The organism is Massilia phyllosphaerae, from assembly GCF_034659755.1.
Lineage (GTDB): Bacteria > Pseudomonadota > Gammaproteobacteria > Burkholderiales > Burkholderiaceae_D > Telluria > Telluria phyllosphaerae.
Window position 1 is genome coordinate 1168443 of the sequence record NZ_JAXSQX010000001.1, and the last position, 23525, is coordinate 1191967.

Annotated in this window: 24 protein-coding genes; 15 read left to right on the forward strand and 9 right to left on the reverse strand. The window is 64.7% G+C overall.

The features are described from left to right. Nucleotides 1-119: 119 nt before the first annotated feature. The 6 genes from pyrG to U1H99_RS05200 all read left to right on the forward strand — a co-directional run bounded on the left by pyrG (nt 120) and on the right by U1H99_RS05200 (nt 6037). Nucleotides 120-1802 (forward strand): CTP synthase, encoded by a 1683-nt coding sequence (gene pyrG / locus U1H99_RS05175; protein ID WP_323140671.1) that lies wholly within the window; start codon nt 120-122, stop codon nt 1800-1802. Continuing rightward, the gene (kdsA, locus tag U1H99_RS05180; protein WP_323140672.1) at nt 1799-2653 is read left to right on the forward strand and encodes a 3-deoxy-8-phosphooctulonate synthase; all 855 of its coding nucleotides are present in this window, start codon (nt 1799-1801) and stop codon (nt 2651-2653) included. The genes pyrG and kdsA overlap by 4 nt, the downstream gene beginning before the upstream one ends. 152 nt (nt 2654-2805) lie before the next feature. Further along, nucleotides 2806-4092, forward strand: a complete 1287-nt coding sequence (eno, locus tag U1H99_RS05185) for a phosphopyruvate hydratase (protein ID WP_141832881.1) — start codon at nt 2806-2808, stop codon at nt 4090-4092. An 83-nt stretch (nt 4093-4175) separates the two neighbouring features. After that, nucleotides 4176-4556: a cell division protein FtsB gene (gene ftsB, locus U1H99_RS05190; RefSeq protein ID WP_141832883.1), complete on the forward strand. Its 381-nt coding sequence runs from the start codon at nt 4176-4178 to the stop codon at nt 4554-4556. Between the two features lie 2 nt (nt 4557-4558). Then, nucleotides 4559-4852: an addiction module antidote protein gene (locus tag U1H99_RS05195; protein ID WP_323140673.1), complete on the forward strand. Its 294-nt coding sequence runs from the start codon at nt 4559-4561 to the stop codon at nt 4850-4852. Nucleotides 4853-5041: 189 nt separating this feature from the next. Beyond that, nucleotides 5042-6037, forward strand: a complete 996-nt coding sequence (locus tag U1H99_RS05200; RefSeq protein ID WP_323140674.1) for a cyanophycinase — start codon at nt 5042-5044, stop codon at nt 6035-6037. A 65-nt stretch (nt 6038-6102) separates the two neighbouring features. On the opposite strand, the gene U1H99_RS05205 is transcribed toward U1H99_RS05200, so the two are convergent. From U1H99_RS05205 to U1H99_RS05220, 4 genes are all read right to left on the reverse strand, one after another. Continuing rightward, entirely contained in the window at nt 6103-6867 is a 765-nt protein-coding gene (locus tag U1H99_RS05205) for a DUF3108 domain-containing protein (RefSeq protein ID WP_323140675.1), read from the reverse strand. 133 nt (nt 6868-7000) lie between these two features. Beyond that, nucleotides 7001-7492 (reverse strand): Dps family protein, encoded by a 492-nt coding sequence (locus U1H99_RS05210; protein ID WP_323140676.1) that lies wholly within the window; start codon nt 7490-7492, stop codon nt 7001-7003. A gap of 220 nt (nt 7493-7712) precedes the next feature. Then, nucleotides 7713-8669 carry an Hsp33 family molecular chaperone HslO gene (gene hslO / locus U1H99_RS05215; RefSeq protein WP_323140677.1) on the reverse strand — a complete coding sequence of 319 codons (957 nt, stop codon included), beginning with the start codon at nt 8667-8669 and terminating at the stop codon, nt 7713-7715. 3 nt (nt 8670-8672) lie between these two features. After that, a complete protein-coding gene (locus tag U1H99_RS05220; RefSeq protein WP_141832899.1) occupies nt 8673-9197 on the reverse strand; it encodes a gamma carbonic anhydrase family protein in 525 nt (174 codons plus the stop codon). Between the two features lie 174 nt (nt 9198-9371). Here U1H99_RS05220 and U1H99_RS05225 point away from each other — a divergent pair, with 174 nt between their 5' ends. From U1H99_RS05225 to bamC, 8 genes are all read left to right on the forward strand, one after another. After that, a complete protein-coding gene (locus U1H99_RS05225; RefSeq protein ID WP_323140678.1) occupies nt 9372-10268 on the forward strand; it encodes an alpha/beta fold hydrolase in 897 nt (298 codons plus the stop codon). A 132-nt stretch (nt 10269-10400) separates the two neighbouring features. Then, a complete protein-coding gene (locus U1H99_RS05230) occupies nt 10401-11234 on the forward strand; it encodes a 3',5'-nucleoside bisphosphate phosphatase (RefSeq protein ID WP_323140679.1) in 834 nt (277 codons plus the stop codon). A gap of 100 nt (nt 11235-11334) precedes the next feature. After that, nucleotides 11335-11958, forward strand: coding sequence for an L-threonylcarbamoyladenylate synthase (locus U1H99_RS05235; RefSeq protein WP_323140680.1), 624 nt, complete (start codon nt 11335-11337; stop codon nt 11956-11958). A gap of 96 nt (nt 11959-12054) precedes the next feature. After that, nucleotides 12055-12708 (forward strand): site-2 protease family protein, encoded by a 654-nt coding sequence (locus U1H99_RS05240; protein WP_323140681.1) that lies wholly within the window; start codon nt 12055-12057, stop codon nt 12706-12708. Between the two features lie 7 nt (nt 12709-12715). Next, the gene (locus U1H99_RS05245; RefSeq protein ID WP_323140682.1) at nt 12716-13921 is read left to right on the forward strand and encodes a tryptophan--tRNA ligase; all 1206 of its coding nucleotides are present in this window, start codon (nt 12716-12718) and stop codon (nt 13919-13921) included. Between the two features lie 14 nt (nt 13922-13935). Further along, nucleotides 13936-14502, forward strand: coding sequence for a class I SAM-dependent methyltransferase (locus U1H99_RS05250; protein WP_323140683.1), 567 nt, complete (start codon nt 13936-13938; stop codon nt 14500-14502). A 125-nt stretch (nt 14503-14627) separates the two neighbouring features. Beyond that, nucleotides 14628-15503 carry a 4-hydroxy-tetrahydrodipicolinate synthase gene (dapA, locus tag U1H99_RS05255; RefSeq protein WP_323140684.1) on the forward strand — a complete coding sequence of 292 codons (876 nt, stop codon included), beginning with the start codon at nt 14628-14630 and terminating at the stop codon, nt 15501-15503. 37 nt (nt 15504-15540) lie between these two features. After that, a complete protein-coding gene (bamC, locus tag U1H99_RS05260) occupies nt 15541-16659 on the forward strand; it encodes an NlpB/DapX family lipoprotein (protein WP_323140685.1) in 1119 nt (372 codons plus the stop codon). 215 nt (nt 16660-16874) lie between these two features. Here bamC and U1H99_RS05265 read toward each other — a convergent pair whose 3' ends face one another. The 3 genes from U1H99_RS05265 to U1H99_RS05275 form a co-directional block, all read right to left on the reverse strand. Then, entirely contained in the window at nt 16875-17165 is a 291-nt protein-coding gene (locus U1H99_RS05265) for a hypothetical protein (RefSeq protein WP_323140686.1), read from the reverse strand. Nucleotides 17166-17404: 239 nt separating this feature from the next. Beyond that, nucleotides 17405-17884 (reverse strand): DUF7931 domain-containing protein, encoded by a 480-nt coding sequence (locus U1H99_RS05270; RefSeq protein WP_323140687.1) that lies wholly within the window; start codon nt 17882-17884, stop codon nt 17405-17407. 24 nt (nt 17885-17908) lie between these two features. Then, nucleotides 17909-19033, reverse strand: a complete 1125-nt coding sequence (locus U1H99_RS05275) for a ribosomal protein uL16 3-hydroxylase (protein ID WP_323140688.1) — start codon at nt 19031-19033, stop codon at nt 17909-17911. Nucleotides 19034-19114: 81 nt separating this feature from the next. On the opposite strand from U1H99_RS05275, the gene U1H99_RS05280 reads away from it, so the two are divergent. Beyond that, nucleotides 19115-19654, forward strand: coding sequence for an FKBP-type peptidyl-prolyl cis-trans isomerase (locus U1H99_RS05280; protein WP_323140689.1), 540 nt, complete (start codon nt 19115-19117; stop codon nt 19652-19654). A gap of 138 nt (nt 19655-19792) precedes the next feature. Here the strand turns inward: U1H99_RS05280 and U1H99_RS05285 are convergent, their stop codons facing one another. Both U1H99_RS05285 and mutS read right to left on the reverse strand, forming a co-directional pair. Beyond that, nucleotides 19793-20770, reverse strand: a complete 978-nt coding sequence (locus U1H99_RS05285) for a hypothetical protein (RefSeq protein WP_323140690.1) — start codon at nt 20768-20770, stop codon at nt 19793-19795. Then, nucleotides 20770-23466, reverse strand: a complete 2697-nt coding sequence (gene mutS / locus U1H99_RS05290; protein WP_323140691.1) for a DNA mismatch repair protein MutS — start codon at nt 23464-23466, stop codon at nt 20770-20772. The genes U1H99_RS05285 and mutS overlap by 1 nt, the downstream gene beginning before the upstream one ends. Nucleotides 23467-23525 lie beyond the last annotated feature (59 nt).

The window sequence follows — 23525 nt, forward strand, 5'->3', positions numbered from 1 at the left end:
CGCCAAAGCCACGTCGCAGCCGGCGTTTGCCGGAAGTTGCCAAGTTGTATTAAAAAGGTTTGGCCGGTTTAAGGTATAATTTCAATTTCCCGCGCGTGCCGTTCGGCACCTTCTGCACAATGACCAAATTTGTATTCGTCACTGGCGGCGTCGTATCTTCCCTGGGCAAGGGAATCGCGGCCGCTTCCCTCGCCGCGATCCTCGAATCGCGCGGCCTCAAAGTCACGATGCTCAAGCTGGACCCGTACATCAACGTGGACCCGGGCACGATGAGCCCGACCCAGCACGGCGAAGTGTTCGTGACCGACGACGGCGCCGAGACCGACCTCGACCTCGGCCACTACGAGCGTTTCATCAGCACCCGCATGAAGAAGGTGAACAACTTCACCACCGGCCAGATCTATGAATCCGTGATCCGCAAGGAACGCCGCGGCGAGTACCTCGGCAAGACCGTGCAGGTGATCCCGCACATCACCAACGAGATCCAGGATTACATCCGCCGCGGCGCCGAAGGCGTCGATGTGGCGCTGGTGGAAATCGGCGGTACCGTCGGCGACATCGAATCGCTGCCTTTCCTGGAAGCCGCGCGCCAGCTGTCGCTGCGCTCGGGCCGCAAGGGCGCCGCCTTCGTGCACCTGACCCTGGTGCCCTACATCTCGTCGGCCGGCGAGCTCAAGACCAAGCCGACCCAGCACTCGGTGCAGAAACTGCGCGAGATCGGTATTTCGCCGAACGCGCTGCTGTGCCGCGCCGACCGCCGCATCCCGGACGACGAGCGCGCCAAGATCTCGCTGTTCGCCAACGTCGAAGAGCAGGCCGTGATCTCGGTCTGGGACGTCGATACCATCTATAAAGTGCCGCAGGTGCTGTGCGACCAGGGCCTGGACGACATCATCCTGGAAGCCCTCGGCCTCGAGGCGCCGCCGGCCGACCTGTCGATGTGGACCAAGCTGATCCACACCCTGGAAAACCCGAAGCACGAAGTCACCATCGGCATGGTCGGCAAGTACGTCGACCTGATCGAATCGTACAAGTCGCTGACCGAGGCGCTGCGCCACGCCGGCATCCATACCGAGAGCCGCGTCAACATCGAGTACATCGACTCGGAAGAGATCGAAACCACCGGCTGCGGCCACCTGGCCAAGTACGACGCCATCCTGGTGCCGGGCGGCTTCGGCAAGCGTGGCGTGGAAGGCAAAATCATGGCCGCGCGCTATGCCCGCGAGAACAAGATCCCCTACCTGGGCATCTGCCTGGGCATGCAGGTCGCGCTGATCGAATACGCGCGCCACATGGCCGGCCTGCCGAACGCGAATTCCACCGAGTTCGATCCGGAGACCGACCAGCCGGTGGTCGCCCTGATCACCGAGTGGCAGAACCACGACGGCAAGGTCGAGCAGCGCAGCCACGATTCCGACCTGGGCGGCACCATGCGCCTGGGCGCCCAGACCTGCGCGGTGAACCCGGGCACGCTGGCCGCCGAGATCTACGGCAACCTCGTGACCGAACGCCACCGTCACCGCTACGAAGCGAACAATTACTACCTGCCGAAGGTCGAAGCAGCGGGCCTGATCGTGTCCGCGCGCACGCCGAACGAAGACCTGTGCGAAATCATGGAACTGCCCAAGAACGCCCACCCGTGGTACATCGGCGTGCAGTTCCACCCGGAGTTCAAGTCGACCCCGCGTAACGGCCATCCGCTGTTCTCGGCATTCATCAAGGCGGCCCTGGCGCACCAGGCCGGCAACCAACAAGCCGCGAACGTCAGCAACGTCGCGGCCCTGCAAGGAGATGCGGCATGAAGCTGTGTGGATTCGACGTCGGCCTCGACCAGCCGATTTTCCTGATCGCCGGCACCTGCGTGATCGAGTCGCGCGACATGGCGATGGACGTCGCCGGCCAGCTGAAGGAAATCACGAGCAGCCTGGGCATTCCGTTCATCTATAAATCGTCGTTCGACAAGGCCAACCGCTCGTCGGGCAAGTCGTTCCGCGGTCCCGGCATGGAAAAGGGCCTGGAGATCCTGGCCGACGTGCGCAAGACCATCGGCGTGCCGGTCCTGACCGACGTCCACGACGAAGAGATGATCCCGGTCGTGGCCAGCGTCGTCGACGTGCTGCAGACCCCGGCCTTCCTGTGCCGCCAGACCGACTTCATCAACGCCTGCGCGCGTTCGGGCAAGCCGGTCAACATCAAGAAGGGCCAGTTCCTGGCCCCGGGCGACATGAAGAACGTGATCGACAAGGCGCGCGCCGCAGCGAAAGAAGCGGGCCTGCCGGAAGACAGCTTCATGGCCTGCGAACGCGGCGCCTCGTTCGGCTACAACAACCTGGTGTCGGACATGCGTTCGCTCGCCATCATGCGCGAATCGAACTGCCCGGTGGTGTTCGACGCCACCCACTCGGTGCAGCTGCCGGGCGGCCAGGGTACTTCGTCGGGCGGCCAGCGCGAACACGTGCCGGTGCTGGCGCGTGCCGCGGTGGCGGCCGGCGTGTCGGGCCTGTTCATGGAGACCCACCCGGATCCGGCCTGCGCGCTGTCGGACGGTCCGAATGCGGTGCCGCTGGGACGCATGAAGGATCTCTTGAGCACGCTGGTCGATATCGACCGGATCGTCAAGAAGGCGGGCTTCATCGAGTCCGACTTCCGCTAATAAAAAATTTAGAACCACGAACCCATGAACGTCGCCCCTGCGAAGGCAGGGGCCCAAGTTGGTCGCGTTATCGTAGCGCTGGCAAAATTGGGCCCCTGCCTCCGCAGGGGCGACGGTAACTGAATTCCCTACCTTCTGGAGACTGAAGAACCATGAGTGCTATCGTTGATATCATCGGCCGCGAAATCATTGACTCGCGCGGCAATCCGACCGTCGAGTGCGATGTGCTGCTGGAATCCGGCGTGATGGGCCGTGCGGCCGTTCCGTCGGGCGCCTCGACCGGCTCGCGCGAAGCGATCGAGCTGCGTGACGGCGATCCCAAGCGTTATTTCGGCAAGGGCGTACTGCAAGCCTGCGAGAACATCAACACCGAGATCAGCGAAGCCATCATGGGCCTGGATGCCAATGAGCAGGCCTTCCTGGACCGCACCCTGATCGACCTGGACGGCACCGAGAACAAGAGCCGCCTGGGCGCCAACGCGATGCTGGCCGTCTCCATGGCCGTCGCCAAGGCCGCCGCCGAAGAAGCCGGCCTGCCGCTGTACCGCTACTTCGGCGGTTCGGGCGCGATGCAGATGCCGGTGCCGATGATGAACGTCATCAACGGCGGCGCCCACGCGGACAACAACCTGGACATCCAGGAATTCATGATCATCCCGATCGGCGCACCGTCGTTCAAGGAAGCGATCCGCTACGGCGCCGAGGTGTTCCACACCCTGAAGAAGATCCTGCACTCGAAAGGCCTGAACACCGCGGTCGGCGACGAAGGCGGCTTCGCACCTTCCGTGGCCAACCACGAGGAAGCCATCAAGCTGATCATGCAGGCCATCGAGCAGGCCGGCTACGAAGCGGGCACCCAGATCGCCATCGGCCTGGACTGCGCCGCGAGCGAATTCTTCAAGGACGGCAAGTACGTGCTGGAAGGCGAAGGCGGCCTGCAGCTGTCGGCCGAAGACTTCACCAACATGCTGGCGACCTGGTGCGACAAGTACCCGATCATCTCGATCGAGGACGCGATGGCCGAAGGCGACTGGGACGGCTGGAAGATCCTGACCGACCGCCTGGGCAAGAAGGTGCAGCTGGTCGGCGACGATCTTTACGTCACCAACACCAAGATCCTGAAAGAAGGCATCCAGAAGGGCATCGCCAACTCGATCCTGATCAAGATCAACCAGATCGGCACCCTGACCGAGACCTTCGCCGCCATCGAAATGGCCAAGCGCGCCGGCTACACCGCCGTCATCTCGCACCGTTCGGGCGAGACCGAGGACTCGACCATCGCCGACATCGCCGTGGGCCTGAACGCCCTGCAGATCAAGACCGGCTCGATGTCGCGTTCGGACCGCATGGCCAAGTACAACCAGCTGCTGCGCATCGAGGAAGACCTGGGCGACATCGCGTCCTACCCGGGCCGCGACGCGTTCTACAACATCAAATAAAAAAAATTAAAAATCCGGGATGCGATCCCACCGGCATGGCCGGGTGGATCGCGTCCCGTCTTTTTGTGAATCATAGCTAGTAGATGCGCATCATCACCCTAGTCCTCGCCGCCTTGCTGCTGCTGATCCAGTACCCGCTGTGGCTGGGCAAAGGGGGCTGGCTTGCCGTTACCGATCTCGAAAACCAGCTGGCCGCCAGCCATGTCCGCACCGAGCAGCTGAAGGCGCGCAACGCCAAGCTCGACTCCGAGGTGCGCGACCTGCGCGAAGGCCTGGGCGCGGTCGAGGAACGCGCGCGCTACGATCTCGGCATGATCAAGCAGAACGAGATCTTCGTGCAGGTACTGCGCAAGGACGAAAAACCGGCGGTCATGATGACCGTGCCGCCACCCAAGCCCGAACCCAAGCCCGGCACCAAGACCGCCAAGGGCACGAACCGACCGCTGCCACCTCCGGAAGACTGATCATGGCCGACCCAACGCCTCCGAACGACCCGGCGCTCGACACGCTCGAAGCCATCGCCGCCTATCTCGCCAACGCCTTCGAGTCCGGCGACCCCGACCTGCTGACCCGTGCGCTGTCCAGCGTCGCGCAAGCCGACGGCCTGGTCGAACTGGCCGCCGCCACCGGCCTGCCGCGCGCCCAGCTGGCCGAGGCGCTCAGCGCGGGTGAGATGAGCCTGGACACCACGCTGACCCTGATGAAGGTCATCGACCTGCACCGGCCCGGGGAAGGGCCGGATTCGACCAGGTTCCAATGAAAAAACGCGGGCATGCCCGCGTTTTTTTATTGCCCTCGAACCTTGGTACGTCCCCAATTTCCCACAGTCTTGTCGGGAAACTTCATCAACAGATCTTGTACGGATGGCCTCGTCCAGAGCGCAGGTTCGTTATATTCTGTCCAACTGTTGTGAATGTCGGCCTTCCCGTATCTCTTTGCGAAAGTTCCCATGAAAATATTCAAGCGCTGGATCGGCATGCTTGCCCTGAGCCTGTGTATCGCACCGGCCGCCCATGCAGGCAAGCCGTACAAGTATTACGCCGTCGGCGACACCAGCGATGCCGTCGTGCCGCGTCCCGCGCAACAGGCATTCGTGCTGATGGGTGGTGGGCCGGACGTCGACGATGCGTTCAAATGGATGATCCGCAAAGGCGGAGGCGGGAACTTCGTCGTGATCCGTGCCACCGGGACCGATGCCTACAACCCCTACATTTACGCGATGGGCGGCGTGCGCTCGGTCGAGACGATTGTCGTGCCGAGCCGTGATGCGGCCAGCGATCCGTTCGTTCTGCAACGCCTGCGCGGCGCCGAAGCGGTGTTCATCGCCGGTGGCGACCAGGGCGATTACCTGCAGTACTGGAAAGGTACGCCGCTGTCCGCGGCGCTGCAGGAACTGGCCAACCGCAACGTCCCGATCGGTGGCACCAGCGCCGGTCTTGCCGTGCTGGGTCAGTTCATCTATTCCGGCCTGAACCAGTCGGTCACGTCGAGCGAGGCGCTTGCCAATCCGTACAACAAGAACGTCACGCTGGACCGCGATTTCCTGTCCCTGCCGCCGCTGCTGGGAGCGATCACCGATTCCCACCTCGACGCCCGCGACCGCCTGGGCCGCCTGGTCACCTTCATGGCGCGCGTCGTCAACGATGGCTGGACCAGCACGGCGCGCGGCATCGGCGTCGACGTCGAGACCGCCTTGCTGGTCGAGAATGGCCAGGCAAGCCGGGTCGGCGTCGGTGCGGTGTATTTCCTGAAAACGGTCGGCCTGCCGCAGGTGTGTGCGCCGCAGACGCCCTTGACCTACCAGAACGTCGGCGTGCAGCGCCTGTCGGGCACGGGTACCTTCGATCTCGACAACTGGTCCGGGTATGGCGCCACGACCAACTACGCGCTGTCGGCGGTCAAGGGGGCGCTCGTGTCCAGCCAGCCGGGCGGTGCGGTCTATTGAATGAGCAAACCCTGCGCGGCATCGATCCGCGCAGGAACATGCCGGCAGTGCACGCCAGGCCCGGCTCAGTCGATCAGTGTCTTCACCAGTACCCGGCCATCGGGCAGTGCGCCTTGCTGGCGCACCATTAATTGCGAGCCCTTGGCGAACCAGAACGTCGACACCGAACCCGGCTGGTTGTAATCGGTGCGCACCACCCAGCAATCCACCGGGCCGGCGGGGCCGGCGATGGTCTCGGATCCGGTCACCTTGAAGCTGTAGCGCTGCGGCGCCGCCTTGCCGCCGGGGTGATAGAAATTGATGCGCGCGTCGTAGCCCTCGGCCAGTGCCAGCGTCTGCAGCAGTTCGATGTCGGTCTCGAAGTTGAAGGTCGGTTCGTTCGAGGCCATCGACAGGTCTTTCTGCGTGTTCTCCGGCAGGTCCGGCATGCCGCTGATGCGGTCCGGGGCGAACACGAAGCCCTCGACGGTGCGCTTGCCGTCCTTCTCGCTGATGCGTTCGTGGGTGAGCGGGCGGAAGGTGAGGGCGTCGAACCAGGAATCGAAGCGGCGCACCGACGGTCCCGGCACCACGCCGTCCCAGCGCTGGACGACGTGCAGCTGGCGCTTGCCGCCGCGCTCGTCGAAGCGCACTTCGCGCGTCCAGATGTCGATCGGGCTGCTGGCGCCGTCCGCCGTCTTGATATAGCGCAGGTAGTGATGGGTGCCCGGCTTGAGCAACTCGAAGCGGGGTAGCGGGGTGCCGACGTCGACGTTCACGACGGCCGCATGGGAAGACAGGGACAGGCCGGCAAGCAGGGCCGGCAACAATGCACGACGCAGGATGGACATGGCGATCTCCGCAGGTGGGATAGCGCCGAGTATGCAGTTGCGCTGTTTATCAGGCAACAAAAAATGGATATGCACGTCATGTCCTGCCCGGAAGGGTAGTCCATGATGTGCATGGTCTGTTATTAAAACGAAATCAGGTCTGGGTGCCGTCGGCCTGGTTGCCCAGGAAGGAACGCAGCATCCAGGCATTCTTTTCATGGATTTCCATGCGGTCGCTCAGCATGCCGGCGCTCGGCTGGTCATTCGCGTCGTCGGCGATGCGGAAGGCGTTACGTGCGGTGCGGATCACGGTTTCCTGGCCTTCGACCAGCTGGCGCAGCATTTCTTTCCAGTCCGGCACGGTCGGCTCTTCCTTGATCGAGGACAGCTCGGCGTAGCGGGCATAGGTGCCCGGTGCGAAGTGGCCCAGCGCGCGGATGCGCTCGGCGATGTCGTCCAGGGCGTTCCACAGCTCGGTGTACTGCTCCTCGAAGATCGAGTGCAGCGGCTGGAACATCGGGCCGGTCACGTTCCAGTGGAAGTTGTGGGTCTTGAGGTACAGCAGGTAGCTGTCAGCCAGGGTCTGCGACAGGGCTTCGGCGATGCGTGCGCGGTCTTCAGTCGAGATACCGATATCGATGCTCATACGTTTCTCCAATTCATGATAGCTGTTGGCAATGCGGTTGAGCCGCTTGATAGATATCAGCTTAGCATTGTTGGCAAAACCGTGTAGCGCAGTATTTTTATCGGTTGGATAGGCTGGATTGATGACGTAAACGTAGGGTGGGCACCCCGTGCCCACGCGGAAGCCAGCGTATTGCCAGCGTTCGCGTGGGCACGGGGTGCCCACCCCACGATATATCGATTTAGTGCTTGACGTCGGAGACCGGGGCGACCGCGTCAGCAGTGCTGTCGGTCGCAAACAGCTGCGCGCAATCGACCGCGTCGAAGCCGTAGTGCTTGCCGCAGAAGTCGCAGTTGATGCCGAGCTGGCCCAGGTCGGCCAGCGCCGATTCGACTTCGTCGCGGCCCAGCATCTTGAGCATGTCGCCGACTTTTTCGCGCGAGCAGGTGCAGCGGAATTCCGGGTGCGCCGGGTCGAACACGCGGATCGTCTCTTCCCAGAACAGGCGCCGGATCAGGGTCGGCGCGTCGGTCGTGAGCAGTTCCTCGCGCTTCAGGGTGCCGCCCAATGCGATCGCGCGGTTCCAGGTCTCGAGGTCTTCTTCCTCGGTGGCCTGTTCGACCTGGCCTTCGATCGCGCTGTTGCGCGGCAGCTTCTGCAGCAGCAGGCCACGGGCAACGCCGTCGTCGGCCGCCAGCCACAGCTTGGTGTCCATCTGTTCCGAGCGCAGCATGTAGTTTTCGATGACGGTCGCGACGTTGTCGCCGATCAGCGGCACCACGCCCTGGTAGGGCTGCTGGCCCGGGACCTTGTCCTTCGGGTCGAGCGTGATCACGAAACGGCCCTTGCCGCCCTGGTTCAGCAGGTCTTCCAGCGAAGCGTTGTCCGCTACCACGGCACCGTCCGCCACCTTGGCGGTGGCGCGCAGGTGCAGGTCGGCGTCGCATTCGACCACCAGCAGCTGCACGGGACCGTCGCCGAAGATCTGCATCACGATCGCGCCGTTGAACTTGAGGTTGGCCGACAGCAGCGCAGCCGCGGCGACCATCTCGCCCAGCAAGCCTTTCACTGCGGTCGGGTAGTCGTGGCGCGACTGGATCTCGCGCCACGCATTGGAAATCTCGACCAGCTCGCCGCGTACGGCCGCGTTGTCGAAGATGAATTTTTGCAGGATGTCCTTGCTGGTTTCAGTCGTCATTCTTTATCCGATTTTCTTGAGCTCCGCCTTGAAGCGGCGGCCGCGCTCGACATAGCCGTCGGCGTTGCCTTGCAGGCGGAGCAGGTCGTCTTCCGTGAGCGTGCGTACTACCTTGGCCGGGCTGCCCAGGATCAGCGAGTGATCCGGGAACTCCTTGCCTTCGGTCACCAGGGCGCCGGCGCCGACCAGGCAACCCTTGCCGATCCTCGCGCCGTTGAGCAGCACGGCCTGGATCCCGATCAGCGAGCCATCACCGACCGTGCAGCCGTGCAGCATGGCCTGGTGGCCGATACTGACGTTCTTGCCGATCACCATCGGGAAGCCCATGTCGGTGTGCATCACCGTGCCTTCCTGGACATTGCTGTTTTCGCCGATCGTGATGCGTTCGTTGTCGCCGCGGATCGTCACCCCGAACCAGACCGAAGCGTTCGCCTCGACCGTCACCTGGCCGATCAGGGTGGCGGAATCGGCCACATAGGCCGACGCGTCGATCTCGGGCGCATGCTCGCCCAACTGGTAAATCGCCATGGATGTGCTCGCGGAAGGGTTTGAACAAGGCGCTATTTTACGCCCTCCCACCCGCCATCGTCCGGCAAGCGGCGTAGATGGGGCCGTGGGGAGCGATTGCAAGCACCCCCAATCCGGTTTTCGACGTTTCTTTTACGTATAATAAAACGGTCGTTCTATTTATACCGAGATCCCATGACACCGTCCCGTTCCGAATTCCTCACCATCCGCGGCCTGCGCACCCACGTCCGTCACTGGGGCCGCGAGGGGGCACCCAAGCTCTTCATGGCCCATGGCTGGATGGACATGTCCGCGTCTTTCCAGTTCGTGGTCGATGCCCTGCAGGGCGACTGGCACGTGATCGCCCACGACTGGCGCGGCTTCGGCCTGACCGAGAGTTCCGGCAACGATACTTACTGGTTCCCGGATTATTTTGCCGACCTCGAAGCCATCCTTGACCATTATTCGCCGGGCCAGCCCGTCAATCTGCTGGGCCATAGCATGGGCGGCAACATCGTCAGTGTGTATGCCGGCGTGCGTCCGGAACGCATCGCGCGCCTGGTCAACCTCGAAGGTTTCGGCCTGCCGGCCACGAAACCGGAGCAGGCGCCGGGCCGCTACGCCAAGTGGCTCGACGAACTGAAGGTGCCGCCGTCGATGCGCGGCTATGCCAGCGTGGAGGAGGTGGCGGCGCGCTTGCAGAAGACCAACCCGCGCCTGCCGAACGCGCGCGCCGCCTTCCTGGCGCAGCACTGGGCGGCGCAAAACGGGGCAGGGCAGTGGGAAATCCTGGGCGACCCGGCGCACAAGATGCCGGGGCCGCTGCTGTACCAGGCCGAGGAAGTGCTGGCCTGCTGGCGCCGCATCACGGCGCCGGTGCTGTGGATCGAGGCCGAGCACACCGACATGTGGCGCTGGATGGGCCCGAAAGAACAGGCGCGCCATGAAGTCGACCGGCGCCTGGCCCAGATCCGGCACGTGACGCCGCGCATGATGCCGGACGCGGGGCATATGTTGCATCATGATCAACCTGAACTGCTGGCGCGGATGATCGAAGAATTCGTAGGGTGGGCACCCCGTGCCCACGCGTGATGTTCGCGTCATGTTGGCTTCCCTTCGATTGCAGCCAACGTGACGCATGCGTCACGCGTGGGCACAGGGTGCCCACCCTACGCTTCCGCCTGATACGCGTACAATGAAAACTCATTTACTGATTCGTGTGCCATGTTGAAAGTCGATCTCCACTGCCATTCCAACGTCTCCGACGGCGTGCTTGCCCCCGCCGCGGTGGCTGCCTATGCCCGCAAGGGCGGTGTCGATGCATGGGCGCTGACCGACCACGACGAGGTCAAGGGCATCAAGGCGGCACGCCAGGCGGCGGCCGGGCTCGGCATGCGCTTTGTGCCCGGCGTCGAGATCTCGGTCACCTGGGCCAATGAAACCGTGCACGTGGTCGGCCTGCAGATCGACGAGGATGCGCCGGCACTGGTGCAGGGCCTGGCCGCCACCCGCGCCGGGCGCGACGCGCGCGGGCGCGAGATCGCCAACCAGCTGGCGCGCGCCGGCATCCCGGCCGCCTACGAAGGTGCGCTGAAGTACGTCGGCAACCCGGACCTGCTGTCGCGCACCCACTTCGCGCGCTACCTGGTCGAAATCGGCGCCTGCGCCAACACGCCCGAGGTGTTCCGCAAATACCTGAGCGAAGGCAAGCCGGGCTACGTGCCACACCGCTGGGCCACGCTGGCCGATGCGGTCGGCTGGATTCGCAGCGCCGGCGGCATTCCCGTCATCGCCCACCCGGGCCGCTACCGCTTCGACCGCACCGCCGAAGGCGCGCTGTTCGACGAGTTCAAGCAGCTGGGCGGCAATACGATCGAGGTGGTGACCGGCAGCCATACGCCGGACCAGTATGCCGTGTATGCCGAAGTGGCCAAGCGCTATGGTTTCCTGGCCTCGCGCGGTACCGATTTCCACGCGCCGGGGGAGGCGCGGGTCGAGTTCGACAAGCTGGCGCCCTTGCCGGCGGGCTTGACGCCGGTGTGGCACGACTGGTTTTAAGAGTTGGCAATAGCGCGGGGCGACGGTTGGCGCCACTTGAAAGTCCATTAAGTCAGCCTCATCTCGTGCCCCTTACAAGAACCCCACCGGGGCCCAAGCAATGACCCAATACTTTGAAATCCATCCGGTCGACCCGCAACAGCGCCTGATCCGGCAGGCGGCCCAGCTGATCCAGTCCGGCGGCATCGCCGCCGTGCCGACCGACTCCGCCTATTCCCTGGTCTGCCGCCTCGACGACAAGGCCGCGGTCGAAAAGTTGCGCCGCATCCGCGGCGTCGACGACAAGCATCACCTGACGCTGCTGGTGCGCGACCTGTCCGAGATCGCGACCTATGCCCGCGTCGACAACCGCCAGTACCGCCAGCTGAAGTCGGCCTTGCCGGGCCCCTACACGGTGATCCTGGAAGCGACCAAGGAAGTGCCGCGCCGGCTGTCTCATCCGTCGCGCAAGACGATCGGCGTGCGGGTGCCGGAAAACCCGATCCTGTTGGCGCTGCTGGAAGAGGTGGGCGAGCCGCTGATCGGCACCACGCTGCAGCTGCCCGGCGACGACCACATGCTGTCCGATCCGGAGGAGGTGCGCGAGCGCCTGGACAAGCAGATCGAGGTCGTCATCGATGGCGGCGCCGGCACGCTGGAGCCGACCACCATCATCGACCTGTCCGGCGCCGACGCCGTGCTGCTGCGCGAAGGCCGCGGCGATCCGGCCGTGTTTGGGCTCTGAAGATCGGGCTTTAAATTCGGCAATCAAGCCGTCAATTCGGCCTGACGGGGCGCATCGCCCCGTCCACGGCCGCTTGCTCTGATAAAATCCCAGGTTATGGATGAACTTATACGTAACCTGGCGGTCTACGCACTGCCTGTCCTCTTCGCGCTCACGATGCACGATGCCGCCCAGGCCTTCGTCGCACGCCGCCTTGGAGATAATACCGCCCACGCTGCCGGACGCACCACTTTGAATCCGCTGGCCCACATCGACCCGGTCGGGACGATCGTGATCCCGGTGGTCATGTACCTGATGACGAGCTTCGTGTTCGGCTATGCCAAGCCGCTGCCTCTCGACTACGGCCAGATGCGCCATCCGAAGCGCGACATGGCCTTCGTGGCGCTGTCCGGCCCGGCCGCCAACTTCGTGATGGCGCTGATCTGGCTGATCTTCGGCATCCTGCTGCAATACTTCCAGGTCGACGAATCCTTCCCCAACCTGGTGGCCAAGGCCGGCGTGCAGGTCAACCTGTGGCTGATGGCTTTCAACCTGCTGCCGATCCCGTCGATGGACGGCGGCCGCATCGTGTTCAGCCTGCTGCCGCACAAGGCAGCCTACCAGTTCGCGCGTCTCGAACCCTACGGCTTCCTGATCCTGCTGGCGCTGATCCTGCTGAAAGTGGTGACGATCTGGCTGTTCTTCGTCGGTTCGATCGCCGGCAAACTGTTGTACCTGATCGCATCGCCGCTGATCCTCCTTTTGAGTTGAGGCCGCCATGTTCCCCGACCGCGTCGTCTCCGGCATGCGCCCCACGGGGCTGATGCACCTGGGTCACTACCATGGCGCGCTCAAGAACTGGATCCGCCTGCAATCCGAGCTGCCCTGCCTGTTCTTCGTGGCCGACTGGCATGCGCTGACGACGCACTACGAGGAACCGGGCGTCATCGAAAAGAATACCTGGGACATGGTGGTCGACTGGCTGGCGGCCGGCGTCGATCCGTCCCAGGCCACGCTCTTCATCCAGTCGCGCGTGCCCGAGCATGCCGAGCTGCACCTGCTGCTGTCGATGGCGACGCCGCTCGGCTGGCTGGAGCGCGTGCCGACCTACAAGGACCATATCGAGAACCTGGCCGGGCGCGACCTCGCCACCTACGGTTTTCTCGGCTACCCGCTGCTGCAGGCGGCGGACGTGCTGATCTACCGCGCGACCCAGGTGCCGGTGGGCGAGGACCAGGTGCCGCACGTCGAGATGATGCGCGAGATCGCACGCCGCTTCAATGGCCTGTACGGCAAGGAACCGGGCTTCGAGCGCAAGGCGCTCGACGCCGTCAAAAAGCTCGGCAGCAAGCGCGCCCGCCTGTACGCCGAGCTGCGCAGTGCCTGGCACCAGGAGGGCGACGCCGCCGCGCTGGAGCAGGCGGAAGCGATGCTGGACGAAGCCGGCAGCCTGTCGAACATCGACCGCGAGCGCCTGTTCGGCTACCTGAAAGGCAGCGGCAAGATCATCCTGGTCGAGCCGGACGTGGAGCTGACCCGGGCCGCGCGCCTGCCGGGCCTGGACGGCCGCAAGATGAGCAAGAGCTACGGCAACGCGATCTCGCTGCGCGAAGACCCGGCCGCGGTCACGAAGAAGATCCGCACCATGCCGACCGACCCCGCGCGCGTGCACCGCAGCGATCCGGGCGATCCGCTCAAGTGCCCGGTGTGGCAGCTGCACGAAGTGGTTTCCGACGCCGCGACCCGCAAATGGGTCATGCAGGGCTGCACCAGCGCCGGCATCGGCTGCCTGGACTGCAAGCAGCCGGTGGTGGAGGCTGTGCTGGCCGAGCAGGAGCCGATGCACGAACGCGCGCAGCAATACCTGGACGATCCGAGCCTGGTGCGCGCGATCGTCGCCGACGGCTGCGACAAGGCGCGCAAGCTGGCCCAGGAAACCATGCGCGACGTGCGCGAGACCATGGGTCTCTCCCATTTGAGCTGACTGAAAGGAACACCATGCACGCACCGACTGAGCAGGCCTCGGCCTGGGTCCGGCGCTGGGCGCCGCTGATCCGCCAAGGCGAAGTGCTCGACCTGGCCTGTGGCGGCGGCCGCCATGCGCGCCTGCTGGCCGCGCTCGGCCACACCGTGATCGCGCTCGACCGCGACGCCGACGCGCTGGCGCGCATCGAAGCCGGCGAGCACGGCGACGACATCACCACCGTCGAATACGACCTGGAAGCGCCGGGCGCCGCCTGGCCGTTCGCGCCGCACAGCCTGGCCGGCATCGTGGTCACCAATTACCTGTACCGGCCGCTGCTGCCGTCGTTGTGCGCCTCGCTGGCGCCGGACGGCATCCTGATCTACGAAACCTTTGCGCGCGGGAACGAAGTGTTCGGCAAACCGTCCAACCCGGACTTCCTGCTGATGCCCAGCGAGCTGATGGGCCTGGCGGGGCGGGCCGGCCTGCGCGTGCTCGGGTTCGAGGATGGCGTGGTGCAGGAACCGAAGCCGGCGCGGGTGCAGCGGGTGTGCGCCGCCGGGCCGGCCTTCGATCTGGGCACCGCCAAACTGGATTTGTAACCGGCTGTAAGAATCGCCGCAGTGGCGCCCCGAACTGAGCCATTTATGTGGCATGGAATGAACCATAAGCGCGGGCGATCCGCTACAATCAGACTTTTATTTATTAACAGCACGGTCCACTGATTATGATTAAGGGCAGCATAGTAGCAATCGTCACTCCGATGTTCGAGGACGGCAGCCTGGATAAAGACAGCTTGCGCAAGCTGCTCGACTGGCACGTCGCGGAAGGCACGGACGGCATCGTCATCGTCGGCACCACCGGCGAGTCGGCCACCGTCAGCCCGGAGGAGCACTGCGAACTGATCAGGCTGACGGTCGAGCACATCGCCGGCCGTATCCCGGTGATCGCCGGCTCGGGCGGCAATTCCACCGCGGAAGCGATCGCACTGACCCGCCATGCCAAGGACGTCGGCGCCGACGCCACGCTGCAGGTGGTCCCGTATTACAACCGTCCGACCCAGGAGGGCATGTACCGCCACTTCAAGGCGATCGCCGAAGCGGTCGACATCCCGGTCATCCTGTACAACGTGCCGGGCCGTACCGTGGCCGACATGGCCAACGAGACCGTGGTGCGCCTCTCTAGCGTCGATAACATCGTCGGCATCAAGGATGCGACCGGCAACATCGGCCGCGGTACCGAGCTGCTGCGCATGGTCGACAAATCGTTCGGCGTGTACTCGGGCGACGACGCCAGCGCGGTCGCGCTGATGCTGTGCGGCGGTGCCGGCAACATCTCGGTCACCGCCAACGTCGCGCCGCGCCTGATGAAGGAAATGTGCGACGCCGCGCTGTCCGGCCAGGTCGCACGTGCCGTCGAGATCAACAACCGCGTGCTGTCGCTGCACAGCAAGCTGTTTGTCGAACCGAATCCGGTTCCGGTCAAATGGGCGCTGACCGAAATGGGCAAGATGCCGTCTGGGTTGCGCCTGCCACTGGCACCCCTGTCCGCGCAATATCACGATACCGTTCGCGCCGCGCTGCGCGAGTCCGGCGTCCTTTGATGACTCGAGCTTTAACCATATGACGAATTGCAAGACTATGACCCGCACCCTCGCGCTGACCGCCATGGCGCTCAGCCTGGCTGCGTGCACGACCGTGTTCGAATCCGACAAGGTGGACTACAAGTCGACCAAGAAGGCCGCACCGCTGGACGTCCCGCCCGACCTGACCCAGCTCCAGAAGGACAACCGCTACGCCGTGCCGGATGGCCGCGGCGTCGCCACCGCATCGGGCTTCCAGCAGCAGCGCGATGCTAACGGCACGGCCACCGCGCCGGTCGGCGTGCCGGCCGCGACGGGCGATGCGATCGGCCCGGTCTCGACCGATGCCGTGCGTATCGAGCGCGCCGGTAACGAGCGCTGGCTGGTGGTCAAGCAGACGCCGGAACAACTGTGGCCGCAGCTGCAGCAGTTCTGGACCGATGCCGGCTTCACGCTGGACATGGAATCGCCCCAGACCGGCGTCATGGAAACCAACTGGAACGAAAACCGCTCCAAGATCCCGCAGGACATCCTGCGCCGGACCATCGGCCGCGTGTTCGATTCGGCCTACTCGACCGGCGAGCGCGACAAGTTCCGTACCCGTCTCGAGCGCCGTCCGGATGGCGCCACCGAGATCTTCATCAGCCACCGCGGCGCCGAAGAAGTGCTGACCGGTCCGCAGAAGGAAGTCGCGACCTGGACCGTGCGTCCGAACGATCCGGGCCTGGAAGCCGAATTCCTGGGCCGCCTGGTCGCCAAGCTGAACGGCGTCAAGGTCAAGGAAGCCACCGCGGCCGTCGTCAACGCCACGCCGGAAGCCCAGCACGCCAAGCTGGCAAACGGCAAGGTCACCGTCGACGAAGGCTTCGACCGCGCATGGCGCCGCGTCGGCCTGGCGCTCGACCGCGTCGGCTTCACCGTCGAAGACCGCGACCGCGTGCAGGGCATCTACTTCGTGCGCTATGTCGATCCGGACTCGGCCAAGAAGGACGGCTTCTTCAGCAAGCTGTTCGGTAGCGAAGACAAGAACAAGGAAGCGCAGCGTTACCGCGTGCTGGTCTCGGCCGTGCCGAACGCCACCACCAGCGACATTACCGTGCAGACCAACGACGGCAAGCCGGAAACGACGGCGACCGGCGCCAAGATCCTGCAACTGCTGACGGATGAACTGAAATAACCGTTTGAGCGGTTATTCAAAAACCGGCCCCTCGAGGCCGGTTTTTTTTATGGCGGGCGGTCATGCGCTAAAGTTCAAATCACGCATGCATAAGTGTGCATTGGCAGATTGAGCGCGTGGACGGCATAGCCGTCCACCCTACCGGACAGTACCATTCTCAAAATCGCAGGCGAAAAAAAACCGGCCCGCAGGCCGGTTTAATGAAGCAACGCTGATTACTTCGATGCCGGAGCAGCAGCAGCCGAAGCGGCGTCAGCAGCAGCCGAAGCAGCCGAAGCGGCAGCCGAAGCAGCCGAAGCAGCAGCGTCAGCAGCGGCCGGCGAAGCAGCGGTGGTGTCGGTGGTTGCCGGAGCAGCGACGGTTGCGTCAGCAGCCGGAGCGGCCGGAGCGGCAGCCGGAGCAGCGGTGGTTTCAACAGCCGGAGCAGCGGCCGGAGCTTCTTCTTTCTTGCTGCAAGCAGCCAGAGCAACAGCCAGCAGGGAAACGATCAGCAGGGATTTTTTCATGGTTTTTCCTTAATTAATTCAAAAGGTAAGTACTTCTGTTGCGATGAATAATTACCGGTAATTATCGCTCGTCAGGAATTCTCGTAGCTTTCTTAACTTTGGAAAAAGTGCATACGGACAACGGAACCTTCCTAACCCGATATTATAGCCAAATTTACTGATTCGCAACAGAAAACACGTGCCAAACTGGAACTGTTGCACCATCTAGCAACGTTCATATTGTTACAAGATGTGACGATTCAAAGCCCGGTCACCGTCGGGTGTAGGCCGGGCAGGGATTCGGCCCAGATCGCATTGAAGCGTTCGCGCGGCAGGTCGGCCTCGTCCGGCGCGTCGAAGGCGGCGCCGCCGCGCAGGTGGTCGCTATGGAAGCGCCGCACCACGTGGGTGGCGTCGGCGATGGCGAAGGAATCGGTCAGCTGGCGCAGGCCGCGCGGCGTGACACGGCATTCGATGCGGTGGCTGTAGTCGCGCAGCAGGCGCAGGAAGCGCGGGGCGTTGCGCTCCAGCCAGGCGCTCTCGTGCATCGCCAGGCGCAGGGTACCGCCGGCGTGCAGGAAGCGGCGCAGTTCGGCATCCGTTTCCGGGGTGCCGAGCGTGAACAGGGCGAAGTCCGGATCGAACAGGTCGAGCGTGACACGCGCCCGCGCCAGCAGGCTGCGCAGTTCCTGCTGGAACTGCGTGCGGGTGTCGAAGCGCTCGGTCCTGGGTTCGCTCATAGAGAATGGATCAGGCCAGTTTAATCAGGCCAGTTCCAGCCAGCCGTCCTGGTACCAGGTGTACAGCGCTTCCAGCACGTCGTCGGAGGCCCCGTCGAGCAGGCTGCCGTCCAGCCCGCGCTGGTTGGCGAGCACGTCCAGCACCGCCTTGTCGGCGCGGCCCACGGCAAAGGATTCGCCGTTGATGAACACGTGCTTGCCGCGGTACAGCATCAGGGTCTTGGCCGACAGCTTGAGGCCGCGCTTGGCCGCCTGTTCCATGAAGCGGCCGACCGTCAGCGGCTTGGCCACCGGCGTGAAGAACACGTTGTGCTTCGGCTCGGACAGGTATTCGCCGAGGAAGATGGCGACGTCTTCCTCGTCCCAGCGCACCTTGTTCAACTCTTCGGTGATGGTGTCGAGCATGTGGCGCGGGATCTCGGCCGGGTTCTTGGCCGGCTGCAGGCCGGGGTCGGCATAGCGGCCCGGCAGGTCGATCGAATCGGCCATGAACTGCAGGAAGGCTTCGCCCAGCTCCTGGTACGAGGGCGAGCGGAAGCCGATCGAGTAGGTCATGCATTCGCCCTCGGCCACGCCGTCATGGGCATAGTGCGGCGGCAGGTAGAGCATGTCGCCCGGTTCCAGCACGAATTCCTGCTCGGCTTCGAAGTTGGCCAGGATCTTCAGCGGCAAGCCTTCGACCAGGCTCAGGTCCTTCTGGGCGCTGATGCGCCAGCGGCGCTTGCCCTGCGCCTGCAGCAGGAACACGTCGTAGGAATCGAAGTGAGGACCGACGCCGCCGCCGTCGGTGGCAAAGCTGACCATCAGGTCGTCCAGGCGCGCGTCCGGGGCGAAGCGGAACTGGCGCAGCAGGGCATCGGCTTTCGGCTCGTGCAGGTTGACGCCCTGCACCAGCATCGTCCATTCGCGCTGCGCGCGCGGCGGCAGTTCGGCCAGCGGGCCGTGCTGCATGTCCCAATTCCCGTCGGCGCCCTGGGTCACCAGGCGCGATTCGACGTGGTTGAGCTTGGCAAGTTCGGCCAGCTTGTCGAACTTCAGGAGCGGCTTAAAATCAGGTATCGCCTGACGGATCAGGAGCGGTTTCTTGTGCCAGTAGTCGCGCAGGAACTGGGCGGGCGTGATATTGCCGAGGAGCTGTAATTTTTGCATGCGCCATTATAACCAGCCCGCAGTGGGGAATTGCGATACCAAGGTTATAATCGGCACCTTATATCCACGAAAGGAAGCGCAATGAAGATTGCCCAGAATACGGTCGTGACGGTCAACTACAAACTGTCGGACGCCCAGAACAACCTGATCGAAGACGGCGCCCAGCCGATGGTGTACCTGCACGGCGGCTACGAAAACACGCTGCCGAAGATCGAAGAAGAACTGGACGGCAAGGACGTGGGCTACGCGTCGACCATCCAGATCGAGCCGGAAGACGCCTTCGGCGACTACGACCCGAACCTGCTGAAGGTCGAAGAGCGCAACCGCCTGCCGGAGCCGATCGAAGTCGGCATGCAGTTCGAAGGCGTGGCCGAAGGTGGCGACGAAGAGCCGGTCATCTTCACCGTGACCGAAGTGGCGGACGACAAGGTCGTGCTGGACGGTAACCACCCGCTGGCCGGCATGGCCCTGCGCTTCGAACTGTCGGTGATCGACGTCCGCGCCGCCACCGAAGAAGAAATCGCGCACGGCCACGTGCACGGTGCCCATGGCCACCACCATGGCGATGCGCCGGAAGACAGCGAAGAAGGCGACCATTTCCGTAGCCAGCCGCTGCAGTAATATTGGTAGGGTGGACGGGATACTTCAGGCCAGTGGCCTGAAGTACGAACGTCCACGCGTCGATTCTTGGCGGCTCCGCCATCGTTCACGACATCGGCATCTGCGCGTATCACCGCGTGGACGGCAGAGCCGTCCACCCTACGGCGCTTCGACCTTGAACAGGTTCCTGGCGCCCGGGTCCACCTCCACCTCGAGCGCCGTCGCGCCGGTGGACAGGTGTCCCACATTGCCCCGCCATTCGATCGCCGGCTTCGCGCCCTTGGCCGGCGCAGCCGTATCGACCAGCAGCACCTTGCCCTGGAATTTCTGCGCCAGCGCCACCACCTGGCGCCGCGTTTCGGCAAAGCCGTCGTTGTCCGGCACCGCACGCCGCAGCAGCGCCCGCAAGCCGGTCGGCTGCGACAGCGCCTTCAAATCGCCTTCCGAAAACAGCACCACCGCTTCCAGCTTATCGCGCTTGGCGATGGCAAACAGCCGGTTCAGCCAGAAGCGGTTGGCCACCAGGCGGTCTTCGTACTCGCTGTTGCGCCCGGCCTCCATGATGTAGTGGTTGTTGTTGGCCGGCAGGTTGACGGTGGCGTACAGCACCTTGCCCATCGACCAGTGGGCGTTCTCCGCATAGCTGCGAAAGCGTGGGCTCATCGACAGCCGCGTCAGCGCCAGCTTGCGCGCGCCGAGCGAGGACGGCTCGCCATAGAATACTTCGCGCACGCGGTTCAGGCGTTCGATCGCATTGGTACGGCCGGCGCTGTTGCGGCACTCGGTCCAGTCGCTGCCGGCGGGCAGCACCACCATCGGACGCTTGGCGTCGTCGAACAGTTCGCGCCGCTGCTGGTAAAGCTTGTCGCTGCAGGGCTCGCCCGTGGCCTTGATGCCGGTGACGACCACGAAGGCGGTCGATTTGTCGTCGGTCTCGTCGATCGCCTTTTTCAGGCGCTTCTCGCCGCCGTCGTTGAAGCTGTGGCCGATGAGGGCGAAGCGGTGCGTGCCGTCTTCCCTGGTGTCGGCCTTCTTGTCGTCCTTGTCCCTGGGCGCGGCCGCGCAGGTGCCGCCGGCGAGCAGGGCGGCGCAGAGCAGGGCGCTTAGACGCAGCAGGCGGACACGCGGCATCGGCATCAGGCGGCAGCCGCCAGGCGCTTCAGCTCGTACAGGCGCTCGAGCGCCTCGCGCGGGGTGAGCGCGTCCGGATCGATCTGGTCGAGCAGGTCCAGCGCCGCCGATTCCAGCGCCGCGGCCGCGACGGGTGCCTGCTGGGCCACCTGCACCGTGTCGTCCGCCGGAGTTTCCGCGTCGTCGCAGGGCGGCGCGGCAAACAGGTCCAGTTGCGGCGTCGCCGCATCCAGCGCCTGCGATTCCAGCCGCGCCAGGTGCTTGCGCGCGGCGCGGATCACGGTCGGCGGCACGCCGGCCAGCTGCGCCACCTGCAAGCCGTAGCTCTGCGAGGCCGGGCCGTCCTGCACCGCGTGCAGGAACACGATGCTGTCCTTGTGCTCGACCGCCGACAGGTGCACGTTGACCGCGCTCGGATGCGCCTCCGGCAACTGGGTCAGCTCGAAGTAGTGGGTCGCGAACAGCGTAAAACTGCGGCTGACGTCGATCAGGTGGCGCGCGATCGCCCACGCCAGCGCCAGGCCGTCGAAGGTCGAGGTGCCGCGGCCGACTTCGTCCATTAGCACCAGCGAACGGTCTGTGGCGCCGTTGAGGATGGTCGCCGATTCCGTCATCTCGACCATGAAGGTGGAGCGGCCGTTGGCCAGGTCGTCGGACGCGCCGATGCGGGTGAAGATGCGGTCGATCGGGCCGATGCTGGCGCTCGTCGCCGGCACGTAGCTGCCGATGTAGGCCAGCAGCGTGATCAATGCCACCTGGCGCATGAAGGTCGATTTACCGCCCATGTTCGGGCCGGTAATCAAGAGCAGTCTACGGTCGTCGGACAGGCGGCAGTCGTTGGCGATGAAGCACTCGATCTGGTTTTCCACGACCGGATGGCGGCCCTCGACGATGGTGAGGCACGGCGCGTCGACCAGCTGCGGCGCGCACCAGTTGCTGCGCTGGGCATGCGCGGCCAGCGCCACCAGCGTGTCGATCTGGGCGATGCCGGAGGCGATGCGCTGCAGGCAGCCGATGTGCGGCGCCAGGTCGGCCAGCAGCAAATCGTACAGCAGTTTTTCCCGCGCCAGCGCGCGGTCCTGCGCCGACAGCGCCTTGTCCTCGAAGGCCTTCAGCTCGGGCGTGATGTAGCGCTCGCAGTTTTTCAACGTCTGGCGGCGCCGGTAATCCTCGGGCACCTTGTCGGCCTGGCCATTGGTGACCTCGATATAGAAGCCATGCACGCGGTTGTACTCGACGCGCAGGTTGGCGATGCCGGTACGGGCGCGCTCGCGCGCCTCCAGCTCGACCAGGAACTGTCCGGCGTTCTCGGACAGCGCGCGCAGCTCGTCCAGCTCGGCATCGAAGCCGCGCGCGAACACGCCGCCGTCGCGCACCATCGCCGCCGGCTCCTCGGCCACGGCGCGCACCAGCAGGTCGACGCAGGCTTCCGGCACTGCGATCGCGTCATGGATGGCGCGCAGCAGCGAGGAATCGCCGGGGATGAAGCAGCTGGAGACCAGCTCGCGCAGGGCCGGCAACTGCTTCAGGCCATCGCGCAGGCAGGACAGGTCGCGCGGGCGCGCGCTGAGCAGGGCGACGCGGGTGGTGATGCGCTCGATGTCCGGCACGTGGGCCAGCGTGCTTGACAAGCCCGGCGCCGCTTCGCGCTGGATCAGCGCGGCGATCGCCTCGTGGCGGCTGCGCGCCACGCCCTGGTCGCGGCGCGCATGGTGGATCCAGTGGCGCAGCAGGCGCGAACCCATCGCGGTGCGACAGCCGTCCAGCAGCGAGAACAGGGTCGGCGACTCGTGGCCGCGGATGGTCTCTGTCAATTCCAGGTTGCGCCGCGTGGCGGCATCCAGGCCGATGAATTCGCTCTCGGATTCGACGGCCACGGTCTTCACGTGCTGCAGGCCCTTGCCCTGGGTCGACTGGGCGTAGCGCAGCAGCGCGCCGGCCGCGCCGAAGGCGGCGCCCAGGCCGTCGCAGCCGAAGCCGGACAGGGTCGCCACGTTCAACTGGTCGAGCAGGGATTTATGGCCGTGCACCACGTCGAAATGCCACTCCGGCACGCGCTGGGTATGGCCCATCGGCGCTTCTTCGAAGGACTCCAGGCTGTCCGCGCGCAGCACTTCGGCCGGCACGATGCGTTCCAGTTCCTGCACCAGGCGCACGGCGGCGCCTCTAGCGTCGCCCGAGAATTCCATCAAGCGCAGCTTGCCGCTGGCCAGCGACAGCCAGGCCAGGCCGGTCGTCACGACCTTGCGGCTGGTGACCGTGCACACGGCCAGCAGCGGGCGCTCGGCCTTTTCCGGCAGCAGGTCCGAATCGGTCAGGGTGCCGGGCGTCACCACGCGCACCACCTTGCGCTCGACCGGGCCCTTGGCCAAGGCCGGATCGCCGATCTGCTCGCAGATCGCGCACGACTCGCCCAGCTTGACCAGCTTGGCCAGGTAGGGGTCCAGCGAGTGGAAGGGCACGCCCGCCATCTTGATCGGATTGCCGCCCGAGCTGCCGCGCGCGGTCAGCGTGATGCCCAGGATGCGTGCGGCTTTCTCGGCGTCCTCGAAGAACAGCTCGTAGAAGTCGCCCATCCGGTAGAACACGAGCATGGTCGGGTAGTCGGCCTTGATGCCCAGGTACTGCTGCATCATCGGGGTGTGCTTTTCGGTCGCGAGGCGTTTGGCCGCGTCGGCATTGATTTCGCGTGGGACGTTCATGGGGGTCGGTATGCAAGAGGCCGGGCAGGGCGCCGGCCGAGAGTTGCCATTTTACCGCG

Coding starts and splice junctions, on each gene's coding strand:
- pyrG (WP_323140671.1), top strand. CDS start 120: ATGACCAAATTTGTATTCGTCACTGGCGGCGTCGTATCTTCCCTGGGC.
- kdsA (WP_323140672.1), top strand. CDS start 1,799: ATGAAGCTGTGTGGATTCGACGTCGGCCTCGACCAGCCGATTTTCCTG.
- eno (WP_141832881.1), top strand. CDS start 2,806: ATGAGTGCTATCGTTGATATCATCGGCCGCGAAATCATTGACTCGCGC.
- ftsB (WP_141832883.1), top strand. CDS start 4,176: ATGCGCATCATCACCCTAGTCCTCGCCGCCTTGCTGCTGCTGATCCAG.
- U1H99_RS05195 (WP_323140673.1), top strand. CDS start 4,559: ATGGCCGACCCAACGCCTCCGAACGACCCGGCGCTCGACACGCTCGAA.
- U1H99_RS05200 (WP_323140674.1), top strand. CDS start 5,042: ATGAAAATATTCAAGCGCTGGATCGGCATGCTTGCCCTGAGCCTGTGT.
- U1H99_RS05205 (WP_323140675.1), bottom strand. CDS start 6,867: ATGTCCATCCTGCGTCGTGCATTGTTGCCGGCCCTGCTTGCCGGCCTG.
- U1H99_RS05210 (WP_323140676.1), bottom strand. CDS start 7,492: ATGAGCATCGATATCGGTATCTCGACTGAAGACCGCGCACGCATCGCC.
- hslO (WP_323140677.1), bottom strand. CDS start 8,669: ATGACGACTGAAACCAGCAAGGACATCCTGCAAAAATTCATCTTCGAC.
- U1H99_RS05220 (WP_141832899.1), bottom strand. CDS start 9,197: ATGGCGATTTACCAGTTGGGCGAGCATGCGCCCGAGATCGACGCGTCG.
- U1H99_RS05225 (WP_323140678.1), top strand. CDS start 9,372: ATGACACCGTCCCGTTCCGAATTCCTCACCATCCGCGGCCTGCGCACC.
- U1H99_RS05230 (WP_323140679.1), top strand. CDS start 10,401: ATGTTGAAAGTCGATCTCCACTGCCATTCCAACGTCTCCGACGGCGTG.
- U1H99_RS05235 (WP_323140680.1), top strand. CDS start 11,335: ATGACCCAATACTTTGAAATCCATCCGGTCGACCCGCAACAGCGCCTG.
- U1H99_RS05240 (WP_323140681.1), top strand. CDS start 12,055: ATGGATGAACTTATACGTAACCTGGCGGTCTACGCACTGCCTGTCCTC.
- U1H99_RS05245 (WP_323140682.1), top strand. CDS start 12,716: ATGTTCCCCGACCGCGTCGTCTCCGGCATGCGCCCCACGGGGCTGATG.
- U1H99_RS05250 (WP_323140683.1), top strand. CDS start 13,936: ATGCACGCACCGACTGAGCAGGCCTCGGCCTGGGTCCGGCGCTGGGCG.
- dapA (WP_323140684.1), top strand. CDS start 14,628: ATGATTAAGGGCAGCATAGTAGCAATCGTCACTCCGATGTTCGAGGAC.
- bamC (WP_323140685.1), top strand. CDS start 15,541: ATGACCCGCACCCTCGCGCTGACCGCCATGGCGCTCAGCCTGGCTGCG.
- U1H99_RS05265 (WP_323140686.1), bottom strand. CDS start 17,165: ATGAAAAAATCCCTGCTGATCGTTTCCCTGCTGGCTGTTGCTCTGGCT.
- U1H99_RS05270 (WP_323140687.1), bottom strand. CDS start 17,884: ATGAGCGAACCCAGGACCGAGCGCTTCGACACCCGCACGCAGTTCCAG.
- U1H99_RS05275 (WP_323140688.1), bottom strand. CDS start 19,033: ATGCAAAAATTACAGCTCCTCGGCAATATCACGCCCGCCCAGTTCCTG.
- U1H99_RS05280 (WP_323140689.1), top strand. CDS start 19,115: ATGAAGATTGCCCAGAATACGGTCGTGACGGTCAACTACAAACTGTCG.
- U1H99_RS05285 (WP_323140690.1), bottom strand. CDS start 20,770: ATGCCGATGCCGCGTGTCCGCCTGCTGCGTCTAAGCGCCCTGCTCTGC.
- mutS (WP_323140691.1), bottom strand. CDS start 23,466: ATGAACGTCCCACGCGAAATCAATGCCGACGCGGCCAAACGCCTCGCG.